Origin of the sequence: Chryseobacterium gallinarum, from assembly GCF_001021975.1 — a bacterium.
GTDB classification, from domain to species: Bacteria; Bacteroidota; Bacteroidia; order Flavobacteriales; family Weeksellaceae; genus Chryseobacterium; species Chryseobacterium gallinarum.
The window spans coordinates 3,301,415-3,320,437 of record NZ_CP009928.1 but is presented as its reverse complement, the minus strand read 5'-3'; the positions used below and the strand labels follow the sequence as shown (position 1 = coordinate 3,320,437).

Below are 19,023 nucleotides of genomic sequence, written 5' to 3'. Positions count from 1 at the left end.
CTTTGTTGAAGTAATTGGTTAAAACCCTAAGCTACATCTTCTATTTTGTATCTAAAAAATATAATCTTTCATCCGGGAAACGGCAAGCTCTTTCTCGTTGATAAATTTCAGGAGGGCATCTAATTTGTCCTCCATTTTTTTGCCCGAAAATAGACTCCTATAAAAAGGGATATCAAAACGGTATTTTTTAAAGTCTGTAAACTGCCATACATTCAGATAGATTAACACAAATTCTTCATTCTGCAAAGTCTCCAGAACCATATTCTGGTAATACTTCATCGGAAGGATCTGAAATACAAAATCATTGTATGGTAACTGACTGTAAGGAGAGATACTTTCCGGAACAATACTTAAACCGTCTTCTTCAGTAATCTCGGTATCTCTTTTCAAACGTTTGAAAGGAAAGAGAATATTGGCATTGTCGATATTGGAAACATAATTAAACTCCAGCATCTTTAAATTTTCCTGCGGAACCTTTACATCTTTCTGGCGGATTCCCCTGATCTGTTTTTCCAGAAGATCCTGAATATTTTTCTTGGCAATTTCAATTTCCTCCGGATTTGAGTTCTGATTATAAAAAGCAATTTCATGCCCTTTGGATGAAATTGCTTTTATAAGATTCTGCAGTTTTCCGGTAAGAGAAATCTCTACAAAAAAACTTGCTTTTATATCATGAATATCTAAAATTCTAAGAATCGCTTTTGTATTATCTTCTATAATTTTCAGCCTTTCTTCATCAGTAATCTGAACGCCGCTTTTTGTTTCAGCCTCAATATTTGTGATGTTAAAAGTCAACAATATCATTTAATTTAAATTTTAGATAAAAGTTATAACCTACTATTAATCAGAAGTTAAAAAGACTTATAATTAAAGTATTACTTTATATTATTAATTCTTAGCCAATTTTACTTTCAGATTTTTGATCATGTCTTTTGTCATTTCAGAAATTCCGAAATTATAAGTCAAGCCCCAGTCTTTTTTAGCTACTGAATCATCAATGGAAGCCGGCCATGAATCTGCAATCGCCTGCCTGAAATCCGGCTTATAATCGATCGTGAAATCCGGGATTTCTTTCTTGATTTCTTCAGCCAGTTCTTTTGGGGTAAATGACATTCCTCCCAGATTATAAGATGAACGAACCGTTAAACTTTCTTTTGGAGCCTCCATCAATTTCAATGTTGCATTGATCGCATCATCCATATACAACATTGGCATTCCTGTATTTTCAGAAATAAAACTTGTATACTTCCCCTCTTCGATTGCCTTGTAGAAAATTTCAACAGCGTAGTCTGTAGTTCCACCTCCTGCCGGTGTCTTCCAAGAGATTAACCCCGGATACCTGATACTTCTTACATCTACCCCGTGTTTGTCGAAATAGTATTCGCACCATTTCTCACCCGCCATTTTAGAGATCCCGTAAACAGTTGTTGGATTCAGCACCACATCCTGCCCTACATCATGCTTTGGAATTCCTTTTCCAAACACTGCAATAGAACTCGGCCAGAAAATCTTTTTAATAAGCCCTTCTTTTGCCATTTCACAGAAATGAAGCAGAGGTTCCAGGTTTAATTTCCAGGCGAAAATAGGCTGCTTTTCCGAAGTTCCGGATAAAAGAGAAGCCAGATGATACACAGTAGTGATGTCATAATCCTGAATCACCTGTCTTACTAGCTGTGTATTCGTTACGTCCATCCTTTCATAATGTCCTGCAGAGGTAATTCCTTCCTGCCATCTGTCCAGTCCTGAAGCAACCACATTCTCCGCTCCATGAATTTCAACAAGTCTGTTGGTAAGTTCGGTGCCGATTTGTCCCAGAGCACCTGTAATCAGTATTCTTTCCGTATAGGATTCCATTTTTTCAGATTTTTTTAGAATTGTACAAAAGTAAAAAAAACATGTCAACCATAATAAAAAAGGTGTATTTAAAATATTCCCGCCATTGTTGTGAAATTATTTAACCTGAATCCTTGATAAAGGCAGGAAGCCTGTAACCGGAAGAAGGAAGTTATTAAAGTCTTAGAAACACTGAAAATTAAGCATATCAACTATTGAACAAACTCATACAAGTTCTAAAACCAAATAGGAACTCCCAGCTTCTTTCTTCCATCTTCCTAACCTTTCTGCCTTACTTTCGTAGTTCCAACCTCAAGTTATTGATGTAATTTCCATATTTTTGTTATAAGAAAAACAATCATTATGAGGAAGATCTTAATTGCTTCGATTATACTAGCCAGCCAGCTCAGCTGGGCCCAGTTTACGGATATCAATATTGTAAAAGAGGTAAAAGTTAAGAATAAAGGGGTCGTAGTATCTGCACATCCCCTGGCAAGCGAAGCAGGTGCCAAGATTTTGAGAATGGGTGGAAATGCCTACGATGCCGTTACCGCTACCCAATATGCATTGGCAGTTGTATACCCACAGGCAGGAAATATTGGTGGAGGTGGATTTCTGGTAGGAGTAAAAAATAACGGTGAAAAATTTACTCTCGATTACAGGGAAACCGCTCCTAAAAAAGCTTCCAGGGACATGTACCTTGATAAAAAAGGAAAAGCCAATACGGATCTGTCTCAGAACGGCAGGCTTGCAGTAGGAATCCCGGGAAGTGTGGCAGGTTTTTTTGCAACATTAAAGTATTGTAAACTGCCGATGGAGAAAATTATCCAGCCCGCCATTGACCTGGCAGAACAAGGATTTGCCATCACTGAACAGGAAGCAGACATGCTTAATAACAACAGGGAACATTTCAAAAAACACAATACCTCTTCCATTGTTTTTGTAAAAGACCAGCCCTGGAAAGCCGGAGATATTCTGGTTCAGAAAGAACTGGCCGAAACTCTTAAGCTTATCCAGAAATATGGAGCAAAAGGGTTCTATGAAGGAAAAACAGCAGAGCTTTTGGTTGCAGAAATGAAAAGAGGTAACGGAATTATTACCCTGGAAGACCTTAAAAATTATAAAGTAGCAGAAAGAAAAGCGCTAGAGTTTGATTATAAAGGAAACAAAGTGGTATCCATGCCTTTACCTTCAAGTGGCGGGGTTCTTCTTGCCCAGATGCTCAGAATGGCAAGCTTTGAAAACCTGGAAAAATACCAGCAGAATTCCACACAAGCTGTTCAGATCATGGCTGAAGCTGAAAGAAGAGCTTTTGCTGACAGAGCGGAATATATGGGAGATCCGGATTTCATACAGGACAAAACCTCTTACCTGATTTCTGATGAATATTTAAAAAACAGATGGAAAAGCTTCAGCTTCAACAAGGCAACACCAAGTGCTGAAGTAGGAAAAATCATTCCCCAGCCAAAAGAATCTACCCAGACCACACACATATCAGTATTGGATAAGGACGGAAACGCGGCTTCAGTAACAACGACCCTTAATGGATATTACGGAAGCAAAGTGGTTGTTTCCGGAGCAGGATTCTTTTTAAATAATGAAATGGATGACTTTTCCATTAAACCCGGTGTTCCCAATATGTTTGGAGCAGTAGGTGGAGAAGCCAATTCTATACAACCGAATAAAAGGATGCTTTCTTCCATGACTCCTACCATTCTCCTTAAAAGCGGAAAGCCTTATATGGTAGTAGGAACCCCGGGAGGAACCACAATTCCCACTTCAGTATACCAGTCTATTGTGAATGTGGTAGATTTTAAATTAAATGCCAACCTATCTGTAAACGCTCCGAAGTTCCATCATCAATGGCTTCCGGAAACCATAAAGGTAGAAAATAACTTCCCCGAAAGTACTATTTCTGAGCTGAAAAGCAAGAACTACACGATTGAAAAAGTGAAACAGATTGGGAAAACGGAAATGATTGTATTGGATGAAAACGGTAACATTCATGCGGTTGCAGATGGCCGTGGTGATGACTCCGTTGCGATGGAATAATTGAAGACAATATATAATTTGATATCAGGATTCTGTTTTAGTAAACTAAAACAGAATTTTTTTTTCAACTTTTATTTTCCTATTCAGAAAACAGATAGTGTAGAATGAAGTCAGCCATAAATTAATGACTTTTATCATATTTTTAATTAAAATTCTTACTTTCGCTCTTTAAAATTATTTCAGTTGAAAGCAAAAAAATTCTATCATCTCCTCTATTTCCAGGTCATTATAGCCATTATCACAGGCATTCTTTTAGGACATTTTTACCCTGAACTGGGGGAAAAGATGAAGCCGGTAGGTGATGGTTTTATCAAGCTGGTCAAAATGATTATTGCCCCGGTTATTTTCATCACCCTTACTTTAGGAATAGCCCATATGACAGACCTTAAAAAGGTAGGGAGAATTGCCATAAAAGCTATGATTTATTTTTTCATATTCTCCACATTGGCATTGATCATAGGATTATTGGTAGGTAATATTCTTCAGCCCGGTCATGGCTTGAACATTGATCCCGCTACCCTTTCAGGAGATGTTTCCCAATACCAGGAGAAAGCTCACGAGTCTACTCTTACAGCTTTTATCATGAATATTATTCCTGAAACTTTGTTTAGTCCATTAGTGGGAGAAAATATACTACAGGTTCTGCTTGTCTCAATTTTAATGGGGATCGCTCTTGTTCTTACCAAAGAAAAAAGCAGGAAAGTAACAGATTTCCTTCAGGACCTTTCCGCACCTGTATTCAAAATTGTTCATATGCTGATGAAGCTGGCCCCGATAGGTGCTTTTGGAGCTATGGCTTTTACCATAGGAAAATATGGCCTTCACTCTGTTTGGAACCTGATATTCCTGGTAGGTACTTTTTACATTACTTCAATCCTTTTTATAGTATTGGTTTTAGGGGCTGTAGCCCTTTATAACGGGTTTAATATTTTTAAACTCCTGTATTACCTTAAAGAAGAGTTGCTGCTGGTACTGGGAACCAGCTCATCGGAGTCTGCCCTTCCAGGAATGATGGAAAAACTAGAGAAAGCAGGATGTTCCCGCGCTATCGTAGGTCTTGTGGTTCCCACCGGATACTCTTTTAATCTTGACGGAACCAATATTTATATGACACTGGCTTCCTTATTTATTGCTCAGGCGTTAAACATCCATCTTCCTTTTGAAAAACAGCTGATGTTGCTTTTGGTTGCCATGCTAAGTTCAAAAGGGGCAGCGGGGGTTACAGGTGCCGGATTTGTTACACTAGCTGCCACATTAGCAGTTGTTCCTGAAATTCCCATAGCAGGAATGACCTTGATTTTAGGAATTGATAAGTTTATGAGCGAATGCAGGGCACTTACCAATGTGATAGGTAATTCTGTAGCTACCATAGTGGTTGCGAATTGGGAAAAGCAGCTTGACAAAGAGCAATTCAACTATTGCCTGAACAATCCCGGGGAAATAGAGAAAAAACTTGAAGTTTAAAAAAGAGAATCCTGAAAATTTATATAAACAATCCTGCCAGCACAACGCTATATCAAAATATTCAAACTTGAAGGCTGTACTTTAACATGAACCGGTGATTCGATTTTATTAAATTCGCCGTCAAGATGCCAGTTTTTGGTATTTACTTTAAAAGAGATTTCAGAAACGGGAAGATAAGTAACATACTCATCATCTTTCAGCCTTTTGGTAAACATCCTGAAAGCAAAAAGTGCAGAATAAGTAAGAGGAAATTTCTTTACCAATACCATATCTACCAGCCCGTCACTTTTACTTGCTTTGGGAGCAATATAGGCGTTATTCCCAAACTGGCGGGTATTGGCAATATTCAGCATAAGATATCTGCCATTGTATTGCTGGTATTTTTCGTCAAAAAAAGTAACTTTGATTGGTTTGTAATTAAAGAATGTTTTCAGGGAAACTTTGATATAATTTTTGAATCCGCGATTCGTTTTTTCAAATTCTTTAACGACTTTTCCATCAAAACCTGTTCCTGAAACATTAATGGAAAGTCTTTCATTAACCGTAAATGTATCAATTTTCCGGGATTTTTTGGCTTTAATTTTATCCAAAAGCTCATCAAGATTCTTACTGAAACGGGTTTCATTGGAAAATCCGTTCCCGGACCCTGCCGGAAAAATGGCCAGGATTTTATTGGTAAAAATCAGATTTTTTGCTACTGTAGAAATGGTTCCGTCACCTCCTATCGCCACAAAGACATCTACATGATCAAAATGAGTCCGGATGAATTCATCTGTTCCCGGAATTGATTCGGATACGTAGTAAAGCGGATTATCAACTTTGGTTTTAAGCTCATTTAAAAAGGGCTGATAATTTTTTTTGGCCGAGAAAGGGTTGATGATAAAAGCTACTTTTTCCATTACCGCAAAAATAAACAATGCTTCCTGATCCGGAAGCATTAAATTACTTAATTTTCATTCTTTCTTTAAATTCTGCATTTAATGTTCCCTTAAGTTCTTCCCAGGAAACAGGAATAATGATATCTCCTGCTGCAAATGCGGCAATTTCATATGGGCTATAGTGAAAATACAGGTTTTTCTCATCAAAATAAAAATTGTCCGAAGCCGGAATCTTTTCAACCAACAGCATTTCCGAATTATTTATTTCTCCATCACCATCGCTGGCTCCGCCGTTGATCTTGTTGATATTTTTCATCAGTATCTCCTCAATTTTACTCTTGGGCATTGATGTGATATCCTTAAGTTCCAGCCTTTTTTTATTCTTAAGGTCAAAAACCCGCTCTGAAAAACCATAATTATCATGGGCTCCTCCTTCGTAGCCACTTCCTACATATTGAATGTGCATATAGCCATTGATATCGGATATCAGGTTCATATGGGAACTTGAATACCAATCCTGGGCATAGGTAATATCTGAAATCCAGTCTTTATTATTATTTTTCACTGAATTGAAATAATTATTTTTTTCATTTTCCAGATAAGTTTGAAGACCTGCCTTGGAAAAGTCTTTAATTTTTTCATTCTGAAAATAAATACTGTCTAATAATTTTTTGTCTGTAATGGAAGGAAAAACCAATAATTTTGAAGTGTAGGTTACTTTCAGTGAATCTGTAATCCGGGTAGAGTCGCTCACCTTCACAGAATCCACTATCAGTTTTTCAGTCTGATTATTATCTTTTTTCTCTGTTGGAGTTCCTGTTTTTTCATTTTTTTTACAGGCCGAAAAGGCAAAGAGTGCAGAAAGGGCCATTACAGCAATTGTATTTTTCATAATTCTAATTTTTTTGTTATTTATACAAAAACCATTCAAAAGATGAATGGTTTTGAAAAAAATTATTTTTAAAAGAAAAAACAGTTATAATTTTTTCATTTATTATTTTTTAATTAAGCTTATTACCTGATTTCATCTGGCAAAAGAGTTAATATATTATTGTTTTTTTGGTATCCAGATAAAAACAAAGTGTATCGCAACTAATGGTTGAGTTGGGAATCGTTTACTGAAAATCCTCTCATATGGATATGCAGGAAAAATTTCATAAAAAAGGCCGTTTTCACAAGCTGTGATACGGCCTCTTTTCTATATGTTTTTTAATGATTATGCATCAATTTTAGCATATTTTGCATTCTTCTCGATAAACTCTCTTCTCGGAGGAACTTCGTCTCCCATCAGCATTGAGAAAATACTGTCTGCTTCCACAGCATTATCAATCGTTACCTGCTTCAGAATTCTATGTTCAGGGTTCAAAGTTGTTTCCCAAAGCTGCTCAGGGTTCATTTCCCCAAGACCTTTGTAACGCTGTACTTCTACTCCTTTTCCATCCGGAGACATTTCTAAGGTAAACTCTTCACGTTCTTTTTCATTATAGGCATACACTTTTTTATTTCCTTTCTTTAGCAGGTATAAAGGTGGCTGCGCAATATAGATATATCCGTTTTCAATAAGCTCTTTCATATATCTGAAGAAGAAAGTAAGAATCAATGTAGAAATGTGGGACCCATCGATATCGGCATCGGTCATGATCACAATTTTATGATATCTTAATTTGGTAAGGTTTAGTGCCTTGCTGTCTTCTTCGGTTCCTACAGAAACTCCAAGAGCTGTATAGATATTTCTGATCTCTTCATTATCGTATACTTTATGAAGCATAGATTTCTCTACGTTCAGGATTTTACCTCTTAGCGGAAGAATGGCCTGGAAGTGTCTGTCACGCCCTTGTTTTGCTGTTCCGCCTGCGGAATCTCCCTCTACAAGGAATATTTCAGATTCTGCAGGGTCTTTGGATGAACAGTCAGACAGTTTTCCCGGAAGTCCGGAACCTCCCATCGGAGATTTTCTCTGAACCATTTCACGGGCTTTTTTTGCTGCTTGTCTTGCTTTTGCAGCCAAAACCACTTTCTGAACAATCTGTTTTGCTTCAGTAGGGTTTTCTTCAAGGAAATTGGTAAGCATTTCCCCTACAATTTTATCTACAGCTCCTGAAACTTCAGAGTTACCCAGTTTTGTTTTTGTCTGCCCTTCAAACTGAGGTTCCATTACTTTTACAGAAATTACAGCCGTTAAGCCTTCACGGAAGTCATCTCCTGTAATTTCCACTTTTTCTTTCTGTGGAATTCCTAAATCATCAGCATATTTTTTAAGGGTTCTCGTTAAAGCACGTCTGAAACCTGCCAGGTGAGTACCTCCTTCATGGGTATTGATATTATTTACGTAAGAGTGAAGATTCTCATTGAAAGAAGTATTGTAACGCATCGCTACTTCAACCGGAATATCGTCTCTTTCTCCTTCCATAAAGATTACATGCTCCATGATTGATTCCCTGTTTCCATCGATGTAAGCAACAAATTCTTTTAATCCGCCTTCTGAGAAGAAAACTTCTGATTTGAAAGAACCGTCTTCTAATCTTTCTCTTTCGTCGGTAAGGGTAATGGTAATTCCCTTATTTAGGTATGAAAGTTCTCTTAAACGGCTAGCTAAAGTATCATAGTTGTACACTAATTCCGTAAAAATGGTATCATCCGGCTGAAAGAACTGTTTCGTTCCTCTTTTTTCGCTGTGTCCGATTTCTTCAACACCGGTCTGGGCTTTACCTCTGGAATACACCTGCTGATAGACATTCCCGTCTCTGTAAACGGTAGTAATCATCTCATTGGAAAGTGCATTCACACACGATACCCCTACTCCGTGAAGACCTCCGGAAACCTTGTAAGAATCTTTATCAAACTTACCACCGGCACCGATTTTCGTCATTACAACTTCAAGTGCAGATTTTTGTTCTTTTTCGTGAAAGTCAACCGGAATACCTCTACCGTTATCGCTAACCTCGATTCCGTTTCCTTCTTTAATGTTAACGAAGATGGTGTCACAGTATCCTGCCAACGCCTCATCAATAGAATTATCTACTACTTCATAAACCAAATGATGGAGACCTCTTACTCCCACATCACCAATGTACATTGAAGGACGCATACGTACGTGCTCCATTCCTTCCAATGCCTGAATACTACTAGCTGTATATTGTTTTTGACTCATATAAAATATTAAAAATCTTGCTACATGCAAAGACTTACAAATATCGTGATTTTTTTCGAGGTACGAAAGTTAAAAAATGTCAAAAAAAATTGGAGTTTTCTTCTAAATAGAACATCAGAAGAACTATAAAGATTCAAAATTACATGGTATTTCTGAAATATCAACTGTTGTAAATCATACTCAACATCAATAATTTATACGTAAATTTAGTTACTCAAAGTTGATATTATGGATGATTTTATTGCAGCACGCGCCCAGATGGCCCTGTCGCTGGGCTTTCACATTATCTTTTCCTGTGTGGGAATGGTGATGCCTTTTCTGATGGCCTTTGCCCATTGGAAGTATTTAAAAACCAAGAATGAAGTATATAAAGGGCTTACTAAAGCCTGGAGCAAGGGAGTAGCCATTTTATTTGCCACCGGCGCTGTTTCAGGAACGATGCTTTCTTTTGAACTCGGGCTTCTGTGGCCGGGTTTTATGAAACATGCGGGCCCTATTTTCGGAATGCCGTTTTCGTTGGAGGGAACAGCATTTTTTATTGAGGCCATCGCAATTGGGTTCTTTTTATACGGATGGGAAAAGTTCAATAAATGGTTTCACTGGTTCTGTGGTTTTCTGGTAGGCTTAAGCGGACTGGCTTCCGGAATTCTTGTTGTGGCAGCCAATGCGTGGATGAATTCTCCTACTGGTTTTGATTATATCAACGGGCAATATCTGAATATTGATCCTATTAAGGCGATGTTCAATGATGCCTGGTTTCCACAGGCGCTGCATATGACGGTTGCTGCTTTTTGTGCCACAGGATTTGCTGTTGCAGGAGTTCATGCTTTATTAATTTTAAAGAAAAGAAATATTGAGTTTCATACCAAGGCCTTCAGGATTGCTGTTGGATTTGCCTTGATCGGAGCATTTGGAGCGCCTTTAAGTGGTGATATTGCTGCCAAATCCGTAGCTGAAAGGCAGCCTATAAAATTAGCAGCCATGGAAGCTCATTTTGAAACAGAAAAAGGAGCTGCATTTGTGATCGGGGGAATTCCTGATGAAGAAAAGGAAGAAATAAAATATGCCATAAAAATCCCGAAAGTTCTGAGTTTTCTGGTCAGCAATGATTTCAACGCTGAAGTCAAAGGACTTAAAGATTTTCCAAAAGATGAATGGCCACCGGTTACTGTTACTCATTATGCTTTCCAGATTATGATTTTCTTTGGTGTTGTGATGATCTGTATCGGAATCATGTATTTATATGCATTTTATTTCAGGAAAGAATGGCTTACTAAAAACTGGTTCCTGAAAACATTTCTAATCGCTACCCCTTTCGGTTATATTGCTTTGGAAGCGGGATGGACTGTTACAGAAGTAGGAAGACAGCCCTGGATTATCTATGGAATAATGCGAACCATAGATGCAGTAACCCCGATGCCGGGAATACAATATTCCTTCTATTTCTTCACGGCTATTTTTGTATCTCTGTCATTGATTCTTGTATTTCTGTTAAGAAGACAAATCCAGATGGTTCCCAAACTTTATGACCCTACAGATCCTCAGTTTAACGATAAAAACAAAAAATCATGATCTACATTGTTATAGGCTTTTTATGGCTTTCCATTTGTCTTTACATTATCCTGGGAGGTGCTGATTTCGGAGCTGGTATTGTAGAACTTTTTACCAATAAGAAAGCACGTCACAAGACTCAGGAAATCATGTACGAATCTATTGCTCCTGTTTGGGAGGCCAATCATATGTGGCTGATTATTGCCATTGTAATCCTTTTTGTGGGGTTTCCCGAAATTTATACCACCATGTCTACTTACCTTCATATTCCTCTGGTTCTTATGCTTTTAGGAATTATAGCAAGAGGCACGGCTTTTACCTTCAGGCATTATGATGCAGTAAAGGATAACTGGCAGATTTTATATACCCAGATATTTTACTATGCAAGTCTTCTGACTCCTTTTTTCCTTGGGCTGATTGCTGCTGCAACAGTTTCACATTCTATCAATCCCGATGCTACAGGCTTTCTGGATCTGTATATTTTTAGCTGGCTGAACTGGTTCGGAGTTTCTGTTGGTTTATTTACCGTTGCACTTTGTGCTTATCTCGCCTCTATTTTTTCACTGAGAGAAACCCGCGGTAAGGACGAATTGCTGCTGATGATCAGAAAATCCAAACAAACTATGATTTTTGTGGTCATTACCGGAATTCTTGTTTTTGTTACTGCTTATATTTCAGATATCCCTCTTTTAATGTGGGTATTTTCGAAACCTTTAGGGATTATGGCTATTGCTTTTGCCACAATTGCTTTGCTTCTGATCCTTAGAGCAATGAATCGTCAAAAACTGCTTCCGGTACGTGCTCTTGCAGGTTTTCAAATGGTAATGATTCTTGTAGCAGCAACCTATCAGCACAATCCGAACATCATATTATTAGGTAACGGGCAACATCTTTCTCTTCTGGAACATATGGCCCCTGATAAAACAATTTCTGCGTTAGGATGGGCACTAATCTTAGGTTCCTTATTTATTCTTCCGTTTTTATTTTACCTGATGGCTTCATTTAGCAGGTTGAGAAAATAAAGTAATATGCAGACTTATAAAGACAAAGCAGAACTTATTGAAGAGATTAAAACCAGGTACCTTCTCTACGACCAGGAATTCAATGGTATTAAAGAAGAAGAAAAAAATCTGTTAAAACCAGGAATTGACAAAACTCCTTCACAAAATATTTCCTATCAGATAGGATGGACAGCCTTATTGCTGCAATGGGAATCAAACGAAAAGAACGGAATTGAGGTAAAAACACCTTCTCCTGAATACAAATGGAATAATTTAAAGGGACTATACCAGTCTTTTTATGATCAATATTCTTCTTACAGTTTAGCAGAACAAAGGAAACTGTTACAAAAACAGATGCATGAAATTATAGAATGGATAGAAAATCTCGACAACAAAATCCTGTTTGAACCTGAGCAAAGAAAATGGGCTATAACGCCTGCAAAATGGCCGGTCTGGAAATGGATCCATATGAATACGGTAGCACCGTTTAAGAATTTCAGAGCCCAACTCCGGAAATGGAAAAAAGAAAAAGGTACAGAATAGCTCTGTACCTTTTATATGGTATTCTGTTCTATTTTTAAACCAGTTTCATCAAAAGATTCTCATCAATCTTTTCCACTTTCACCAGATTATTTTTAGTCAAGGTTTTAGATGCCTTATCCCATTTTTTACCGGATAACTGACTTCTTTCTTTTACTTCAGCCAAAGCCATTGGCTCTTCCTGAGAGTTAAGGATTTCAAGGATTACTTTTTCATCTTCCCCTAGCTCAATTTGCGGAGTTGCTTTTTCAGGTCTCATCTGAGGGAAGAATAAAACTTCCTGGATGGATGCATTGTTCGTAAGGAACATAATTAGTCTGTCCATTCCGATTCCTAATCCTGAAGTAGGTGGCATACCGTATTCCAGTGCTCTCAGGAAGTCCTGATCAATGAACATTGCTTCATCGTCTCCTCTTTCTGATAAAGCCATCTGAGCTTCAAAACGTTCTCTCTGGTCAATCGGATCATTAAGCTCTGAATAAGCGTTTGCAATTTCTTTTCCGCATACCATCAGCTCAAAACGTTCTGTTAAACCTTCTTTGCTTCTGTGTTTTTTAGTTAATGGAGACATTTCAATCGGATAATCTGTAATGAAAGTCGGCTGAATGAAGTTTCCTTCACATTTTTCACCGAAAATTTCATCGATTAATTTTCCTTTCCCCATCGTCTCATTCACCTCAATTCCAATAGATTTCGCAAAATCGTATAATTCCTGCTCTGTTTTTCCGGTGATATCGAACCCTGTAAATTTCAGGATTGCTTCTGTCATCGAAACTCTTGGATAAGGTGCTTTAAAATCCACCTCATGTTCTCCAAAAGTAGCCTTTGTAGTTCCGTTTACCTGAATAGCACAGAATTCCAATAATTTTTCAGTGAAATCCATCATCCAGTTGTAATCTTTGTAAGCCACATAGATTTCCATCGCTGTAAATTCCGGGTTGTGAGTTCTGTCCATCCCTTCATTTCTGAAGTTTTTGGAGAATTCGTATACCCCGTCAAAACCACCTACGATCAATCTTTTCAGATATAATTCATTGGCAATCCTTAAATACAATGGAATATCCAGGGCATTGTGATGGGTAATAAACGGTTTTGCCGCAGCTCCACCCGGAATTGACTGTAAAATCGGGGTTTCTACCTCAAAATACCCTGCATCGTTGAAGAAAGTTCTCATGGCATTGAACAATTTTGTTCTCTTCACAAAAATTTCTTTTACCTGAGGATTTACCGTTAAGTCTACATAACGCTGTCTGTATCTCAGCTCAGGATCTGTAAATCCGTCATGTACAACACCGTTCTCATCTGTTTTTGCCTGCGGCAATGGACGCAAAGCTTTGGTAAGAAGGGTAAAATTCTTTACTAAAACAGTCTTCTCTCCTACCTGAGTGGTAAACAATTCTCCTTCAATCCCGATAATATCCCCAATATCTAAAAGATGCTTGTATACTTCATTATATAATTCTTTATTTTCACCCGGACAGATCTCATCTCTATTGAAATATACCTGGATTTTTCCTTTAGAATCCTGCAATTCTGCAAAAGAAGCTTTCCCTTGAATTCTGCGCGACATCAATCTACCGGCGATCTTCACCTGTTTACTTTCAGAAAAATCCTGTTTTATAGATTCTGTAGTATCTGTGATTGTATACTCATCCGCAGGGAACGCATTAATCCCCATTTCAGTAAGCTTATTCAGCTTTTCTCTTCTAATGATTTCTTGTTCTGATAATTGCATTTCTTATTTTTCTAAAAGCGTACAAATTTAGGCATTTTTGAGTTGACCGTCAACGAGTTTTTTCAGAAATTTTAAAAAGTGAACTAAGAGTGGGAACTGAGATGCCGGATTGAGCTATAATCCTATTAATCCTGAACTTTACACTAGATAAACCATGTCCTTCTATCCTGTTGAGGAATAAACGTCCAGGCCAGTACTCTGCTTATTTTCTGTCCCTGGGCCATATCAATGGTTTTTACCTGTACAGCTTTTAGCTTCTTTAAAAGACTGGTCAGCTTATGGAGATTCTCTTTTTTGGAAACCAGACAAGTAAACCAAAGAACCTGTGAAGAATATAAAGCACTTTCATGAATCATTTTAGTGATAAAGGCCAGTTCGCCTCCCTCATACCATAATTCTGACTGCTGTCCGCCAAAATTAAGCAATGGTTTTTGGTGCTTTGCTTTATTGAGATTTTTCGTTTTCCTGATATTTCCTTTTATCATAGATTCTTCTGAATCATGGAAAGGAGGATTACACATCGAAAATGTGAACCGGTCACCAGGTTTCAGGATATTCTTAAAAATATGTTTTGAATCCGGCTGTTGTTGTAACTGAATCACCGGAAGAAGATCCGGGTTTTGATCTAAAATATGTTGAGCATTTTTCAGGGAATCTTCATTGACATCCGTACCTGTCATTTTCCAACCATAAGATCTGGTGGCAATTAAAGGATACACAAGATTCGCTCCGGTTCCAATATCCAGACCCCGAACGGAGATGTCTGTTGGAATTTCTTTTTGCTGTTCGCCCAGCAAATCGGCAATATAATGTACATAATCTGCCCTTCCGGGAATAGGAGGACAAAGATACGTTTCGGGAATATCCCAACTTCTGATATTGTAGAAATGCTTTAATAAAGCCTTATTCAGCAATTTTACAGCTTGAGGAATGCTGAAATTAATAGTTGTTGTCTGATAAGCGTTGACAAAAACATAATGTTTAAGTTCTGGCACACAAGAAATAAGCTGATCAAAATTATAGGAATCACGGTGCAGATTTCTTGTGTGCAGACTTGATTTTTCAGCAGACATATTTTATTTCTTCTGACTTAAAATATATTCTACCATTTTTTTGGCATCTTCTTTAGACACCTGTGGATGAGCGGCCATAGGAACTCCTCCCCACACTCCACTTCCACCTTCTATGATTTTGGAAGCAAGTAATTCTACATCTTTTTCAGTGTATTTACCTGCTATTTCCTGATAAGAAGGTCCTATCATTCTCTCACTAACAGAATGGCAGCCTGAGCAATCTAATGTTTCAATGATCTGATCACCTGAAAGATTAGACTGGGCAGGTTCCGAAACAGCGGCAGTTTCAGAAGAAGGTGCCACTTCTGCTACATTTTCTTTTTTAGAACAGGAAAGGATCAGAAGACCCATTATTCCTGCCAAAAGCATTTCTTTCATTATTTTTTTGCTGTAGAGTCTGTTTTAGCAGCTTCAGGAGCAGGTGTAGCCGGAGTTGCAGCAGCAGGAGCAGCAGGTTTAGCAGCAGAGTCTACCACCGTAGTTGCTTCTGGTTCTTCAAGCATGGTATTGCTGTCTTGTAGTGAATGATCTACTTTTTTAGAGCAGCTAGCGATTACTAGACCTCCGATAAATGCGATTGCTAATACTTTTTTCATTGTTTTCTAATTTGGAAGCAAAAATATAAAAAATAAACTTTTAAACTTATGACAAATGTTTTCTTTAAAAGATTTTTATACCCAGGCAAAAATAATAGCAACAAAATAATTCAAATTAAAGAGAATTTTAGATCAAATGATTATTTTTGTATAGCACATTCATGAAATAAAAAATATTATTCTAAAATATAAACTTATGACCAAAAAAAATTTATCAGGAGTAGCTTTACTTGTTTTAGCCTCCTCTGTTCCCTTTTCTTGTGATAATTCTTCATCAGATGATGAAAAATCAGAGTATTCTGATAAAATTGAATCGATAACCTTATTAAAAGCTACAAAATCCTGGGATGGGACATTATATGACAGCTATCCGGGTGGGCAGCCTGAAATATCAGTGCTGAAAATTTCCGTTCCTCCCCATAAAACGCTGGATTGGCATAAACATCCGATGATCAATGCTGCGTATATAGAGAAGGGAGAAATCCAGATTGAAAGAAAAGATGACGGCAGAACACATTGGGTAAGGCAGGGGCAAGCACTCCCAGAGGTGGTGAATACTGCTCACAGGGGAAAAACAGGAGATAAAGGAGCTACTTTAATAGTGTTCTACAGCGGAACAACTGACCTTCCTGTTTCAGAACCCGTACAATAAAATTATTGTTTAAAACAGAATTTCTGAAATTGTCCTATCTTTCGTATATAAAACGGGCACATTAAAGCTGTCATAGCCTTTGTATTTTGGTATTCAAAACAGTTCTATCCCGATATATTAATTAAAGTTATGGTTTTTATTTCAAAAATTCTGTTTTTTATGAATCACCACGGTTTTTATACAGTGGTAATCCTCTTTGCCTTTTTTGGACTGCTTTCTTACCTGACCAAAAAAGCATGGTTGCTGGCTCCCATTATTCCTTTAGCCATCTTAAACGGATTTGGCGGCCAGTTTCTGAATGCCTGGTTTTTAAATAAATACGGAGTAAAAAGTACAGCTATCATTACTTCTGACGTAGAAACCAATTCTACTTTAAATGATATGTACATTCATGATTACGAAGCTATTGTGAAAGAACTGAATGGCAAATACAGCCCTACATTCTTTTCTACCACTACTGCTGCCATATATCCTATTGAAAATGCCATCAGAATTCCGGGTGTGGGAGAATCTTTTCCTGTAAAATTTATTCCGGGATACGAAAAAAACATTGTCATTCTTTACAATGAGTCTGAAGAGGGAAAGCGGGCTCTTCAATATTCAATGCTTGCTCCGGTAAACACCGCAAAGATCAAATACGAAGCAGACAGAACTAACAAAGAGTTTGTCCAGGAGTATATTGAGGCTCTGGAACAATACCTGAAATATTATGATGATGAGAATTACCAGGCACAACTTAAAGAGCTTAAACAGCAGCTTAAAAAACTGAAATGAGCAATTTGATAATCAGTTTTTGTTATTTTTTCATTTTTTTTGTTTTTTGTATTGAAAAATTTTCTACATTTGTCCCATGTTTAAAATGAGCAACAATATTTGGTGGTGGCTTTCAAACTCTTCGTCGGGTCTGAAAGTATTGTCATGTTGTTAACTGTACAGCAGAAATAATTAAAATAATACAATATACTAGGCTTTGACGGATACCGTTGAAGCCTTTTTTTATTCCTTAAACCTTACAAAAAAAATAAACCTACAGATGCTTAGTGATACCATCAACATAAAAACCGTTTCGAAAAAAACCTTGGGAGACCTTCATACTCCCATGAATATTTATCTCAAGATCAGAGACAAGTTCCGGGATACGGTACTTCTGGAAAGTTCAGATTCAAAGAGTATTGATCATAATTTTTCTTTTATAGCCATCAATGCAATTGCAGGAATTGAAGTGAAGAATCTCAATGAATATGAAATCAAGTTTCCTAACTCTGCTCCGGTAAAGCAATTCATTATGGAGCAAAACATTACGGACATTTTTGAAAATTTCCGTACTGCATTTAAGTGCGAAAAAGCCAGTGATCCTATTGAAGAAACGGCACAAAGCCTTTTTGGATATACCAGTTTTGAGGCCGTACAATTTTTTGAAAATATTAATTTAAAAGCACAAAGCCCGGAGGTTGAAATCCCCATTCTCAGATACCGGTTATATCAATATGTGATTGCTATTAATCATTTCAATGACGAAATGTACCTTATTGAAAATTTAATTGATGGGATTAAATCGGAAGTACACCTCCTGGAGAACCTTATTAAAAATCAGAATACTCCTCTTTATCCGTTTGAAAAAAATGGCCGGGAAACCTCCAATATCACTGATGAAGATTACCTTGATCTGGTGAAAACGGCCCAAAAGCACTGCATGAGAGGAGATGTTTTTCAATTGGTTCTCAGCAGAAGGTTCGAACAAAAGTTTAAAGGAGACGAATTTAATGTATACCGTGCTTTAAGGAATATCAATCCCTCACCCTACCTTTTCTATTTTGATTATGGAAATTACAAGCTATTTGGTTCAAGTCCGGAAAGCCAGCTGATTATAAAAAACAATAAAGCCACCATACATCCGATTGCCGGAACTGCCAGAAGAACAGGAAACTTCGAAACAGATCTTCAGGCTGTTGAACTTTTAAAAAATGACCCGAAAGAAAATGCTGAGCATACCATGTTGGTTGATCTGGCCAGAAATGATCTTGGAAAATTAGGAAAGAATGTAACTGTTACCAAACTGAAAGAAATTCAGCTATTTTCACATGTCATCCATATGGTAAGCGAAGTAACAGCCGATATTCCAGGTGATTTAAATCCTCTGGAGATGGTGTCTGCCACCTTCCCTCAGGGGACTTTGAGCGGAGCTCCAAAACATAAAGCACTTCAGCTGATCAATCAGTATGAAAAAGACTCCCGGGGATATTATGGAGGTTGTATAGGAATGGTTGGATTGAACGGCAGCTGTAATCAGGCCATTATGATCAGGACCTTTTTAAGCAAAAACAATACACTCTTTTATCAGGCCGGAGCAGGGCTTGTAGCCAAATCGGTTCCTGAAAATGAATTGCAGGAGGTCAACAACAAATTAAACGCCTTAAAAAAAGCAGTAGAAAAAGCAGAGAAAATAGTGTAAAAATGAAGCTGAAAATGATGCACCAAACAACCTGTACCCAAAACC

General features: G+C 37.6%; 17 protein-coding genes. 8 read left to right on the top strand and 9 right to left on the bottom strand.

Annotation, left to right across the window (positions count from 1 at the left end; translation table 11 throughout):
* Nucleotides 1-51: 51 nt before the first annotated feature.
* A complete protein-coding gene (locus OK18_RS14850; protein WP_053328493.1) occupies nucleotides 52-804 on the bottom strand; it encodes a polysaccharide deacetylase family protein in 753 nt (250 codons plus the stop codon).
* Nucleotides 805-888: 84 nt separating this feature from the next.
* Nucleotides 889-1,854 carry an NAD-dependent epimerase/dehydratase family protein gene (locus OK18_RS14845; protein WP_050022695.1) on the bottom strand — a complete coding sequence of 322 codons (966 nt, stop codon included), beginning with the start codon at nucleotides 1,852-1,854 and terminating at the stop codon, nucleotides 889-891.
* 342 nt (nucleotides 1,855-2,196) lie between these two features.
* Between OK18_RS14845 and ggt the strand changes: the two genes are divergently transcribed.
* Nucleotides 2,197-3,885 (top strand): gamma-glutamyltransferase, encoded by a 1,689-nt coding sequence (gene ggt / locus OK18_RS14840; RefSeq protein ID WP_050022672.1) that lies wholly within the window; start codon nucleotides 2,197-2,199, stop codon nucleotides 3,883-3,885.
* A 183-nt stretch (nucleotides 3,886-4,068) separates the two neighbouring features.
* Nucleotides 4,069-5,349 (top strand): dicarboxylate/amino acid:cation symporter, encoded by a 1,281-nt coding sequence (locus OK18_RS14835; protein WP_053328492.1) that lies wholly within the window; start codon nucleotides 4,069-4,071, stop codon nucleotides 5,347-5,349.
* 47 nt (nucleotides 5,350-5,396) lie between these two features.
* Here the strand turns inward: OK18_RS14835 and OK18_RS14830 are convergent, their stop codons facing one another.
* From OK18_RS14830 to gyrB, 3 genes are all read right to left on the bottom strand, one after another.
* Nucleotides 5,397-6,287, bottom strand: a complete 891-nt coding sequence (locus OK18_RS14830; protein ID WP_394331960.1) for a diacylglycerol/lipid kinase family protein — start codon at nucleotides 6,285-6,287, stop codon at nucleotides 5,397-5,399.
* A 4-nt stretch (nucleotides 6,288-6,291) separates the two neighbouring features.
* Nucleotides 6,292-7,119: an RsiV family protein gene (locus tag OK18_RS14825; protein WP_053328491.1), complete on the bottom strand. Its 828-nt coding sequence runs from the start codon at nucleotides 7,117-7,119 to the stop codon at nucleotides 6,292-6,294.
* Nucleotides 7,120-7,443: 324 nt separating this feature from the next.
* Nucleotides 7,444-9,378: a DNA topoisomerase (ATP-hydrolyzing) subunit B gene (gene gyrB, locus OK18_RS14820; protein WP_053328490.1), complete on the bottom strand. Its 1,935-nt coding sequence runs from the start codon at nucleotides 9,376-9,378 to the stop codon at nucleotides 7,444-7,446.
* Between the two features lie 228 nt (nucleotides 9,379-9,606).
* On the opposite strand from gyrB, the gene OK18_RS14815 reads away from it, so the two are divergent.
* From OK18_RS14815 to OK18_RS14805, 3 genes are read left to right on the top strand one after another with little or no spacing between them, the layout of a single operon-like run.
* Entirely contained in the window at nucleotides 9,607-10,950 is a 1,344-nt protein-coding gene (locus OK18_RS14815) for a cytochrome ubiquinol oxidase subunit I (RefSeq protein WP_053328489.1), read from the top strand.
* Nucleotides 10,947-11,951 (top strand): cytochrome d ubiquinol oxidase subunit II, encoded by a 1,005-nt coding sequence (locus OK18_RS14810; RefSeq protein ID WP_050022669.1) that lies wholly within the window; start codon nucleotides 10,947-10,949, stop codon nucleotides 11,949-11,951. The genes OK18_RS14815 and OK18_RS14810 overlap by 4 nt, the downstream gene beginning before the upstream one ends.
* A gap of 6 nt (nucleotides 11,952-11,957) precedes the next feature.
* Entirely contained in the window at nucleotides 11,958-12,473 is a 516-nt protein-coding gene (locus OK18_RS14805) for a ClbS/DfsB family four-helix bundle protein (protein WP_053328488.1), read from the top strand.
* Nucleotides 12,474-12,507: 34 nt separating this feature from the next.
* Here the strand turns inward: OK18_RS14805 and lysS are convergent, their stop codons facing one another.
* The 4 genes from lysS to OK18_RS14785 form a co-directional block, all read right to left on the bottom strand.
* Nucleotides 12,508-14,205, bottom strand: a complete 1,698-nt coding sequence (lysS, locus tag OK18_RS14800) for a lysine--tRNA ligase (RefSeq protein WP_050022668.1) — start codon at nucleotides 14,203-14,205, stop codon at nucleotides 12,508-12,510.
* A 143-nt stretch (nucleotides 14,206-14,348) separates the two neighbouring features.
* Complete coding sequence (gene rlmF, locus OK18_RS14795) at nucleotides 14,349-15,278, bottom strand: 23S rRNA (adenine(1618)-N(6))-methyltransferase RlmF (RefSeq protein WP_053328487.1); 930 nt, start codon at nucleotides 15,276-15,278, stop codon at nucleotides 14,349-14,351.
* Nucleotides 15,279-15,281: 3 nt separating this feature from the next.
* A complete protein-coding gene (locus OK18_RS14790; protein ID WP_050022666.1) occupies nucleotides 15,282-15,656 on the bottom strand; it encodes a c-type cytochrome in 375 nt (124 codons plus the stop codon).
* Nucleotides 15,656-15,874, bottom strand: coding sequence for a hypothetical protein (locus OK18_RS14785; protein WP_050022665.1), 219 nt, complete (start codon nucleotides 15,872-15,874; stop codon nucleotides 15,656-15,658). Before OK18_RS14785 ends, OK18_RS14790 begins: the two co-directional genes overlap by 1 nt.
* 196 nt (nucleotides 15,875-16,070) lie before the next feature.
* Here OK18_RS14785 and OK18_RS14780 point away from each other — a divergent pair, with 196 nt between their 5' ends.
* From OK18_RS14780 to OK18_RS14770, 3 genes are all read left to right on the top strand, one after another.
* Entirely contained in the window at nucleotides 16,071-16,526 is a 456-nt protein-coding gene (locus tag OK18_RS14780) for a cupin domain-containing protein (protein ID WP_053328486.1), read from the top strand.
* Between the two features lie 159 nt (nucleotides 16,527-16,685).
* Nucleotides 16,686-17,300, top strand: coding sequence for a hypothetical protein (locus OK18_RS14775; protein ID WP_228377622.1), 615 nt, complete (start codon nucleotides 16,686-16,688; stop codon nucleotides 17,298-17,300).
* A 259-nt stretch (nucleotides 17,301-17,559) separates the two neighbouring features.
* Entirely contained in the window at nucleotides 17,560-18,978 is a 1,419-nt protein-coding gene (locus OK18_RS14770) for an anthranilate synthase component I family protein (protein ID WP_053328484.1), read from the top strand.
* Nucleotides 18,979-19,023: the final 45 nt, after the last annotated feature.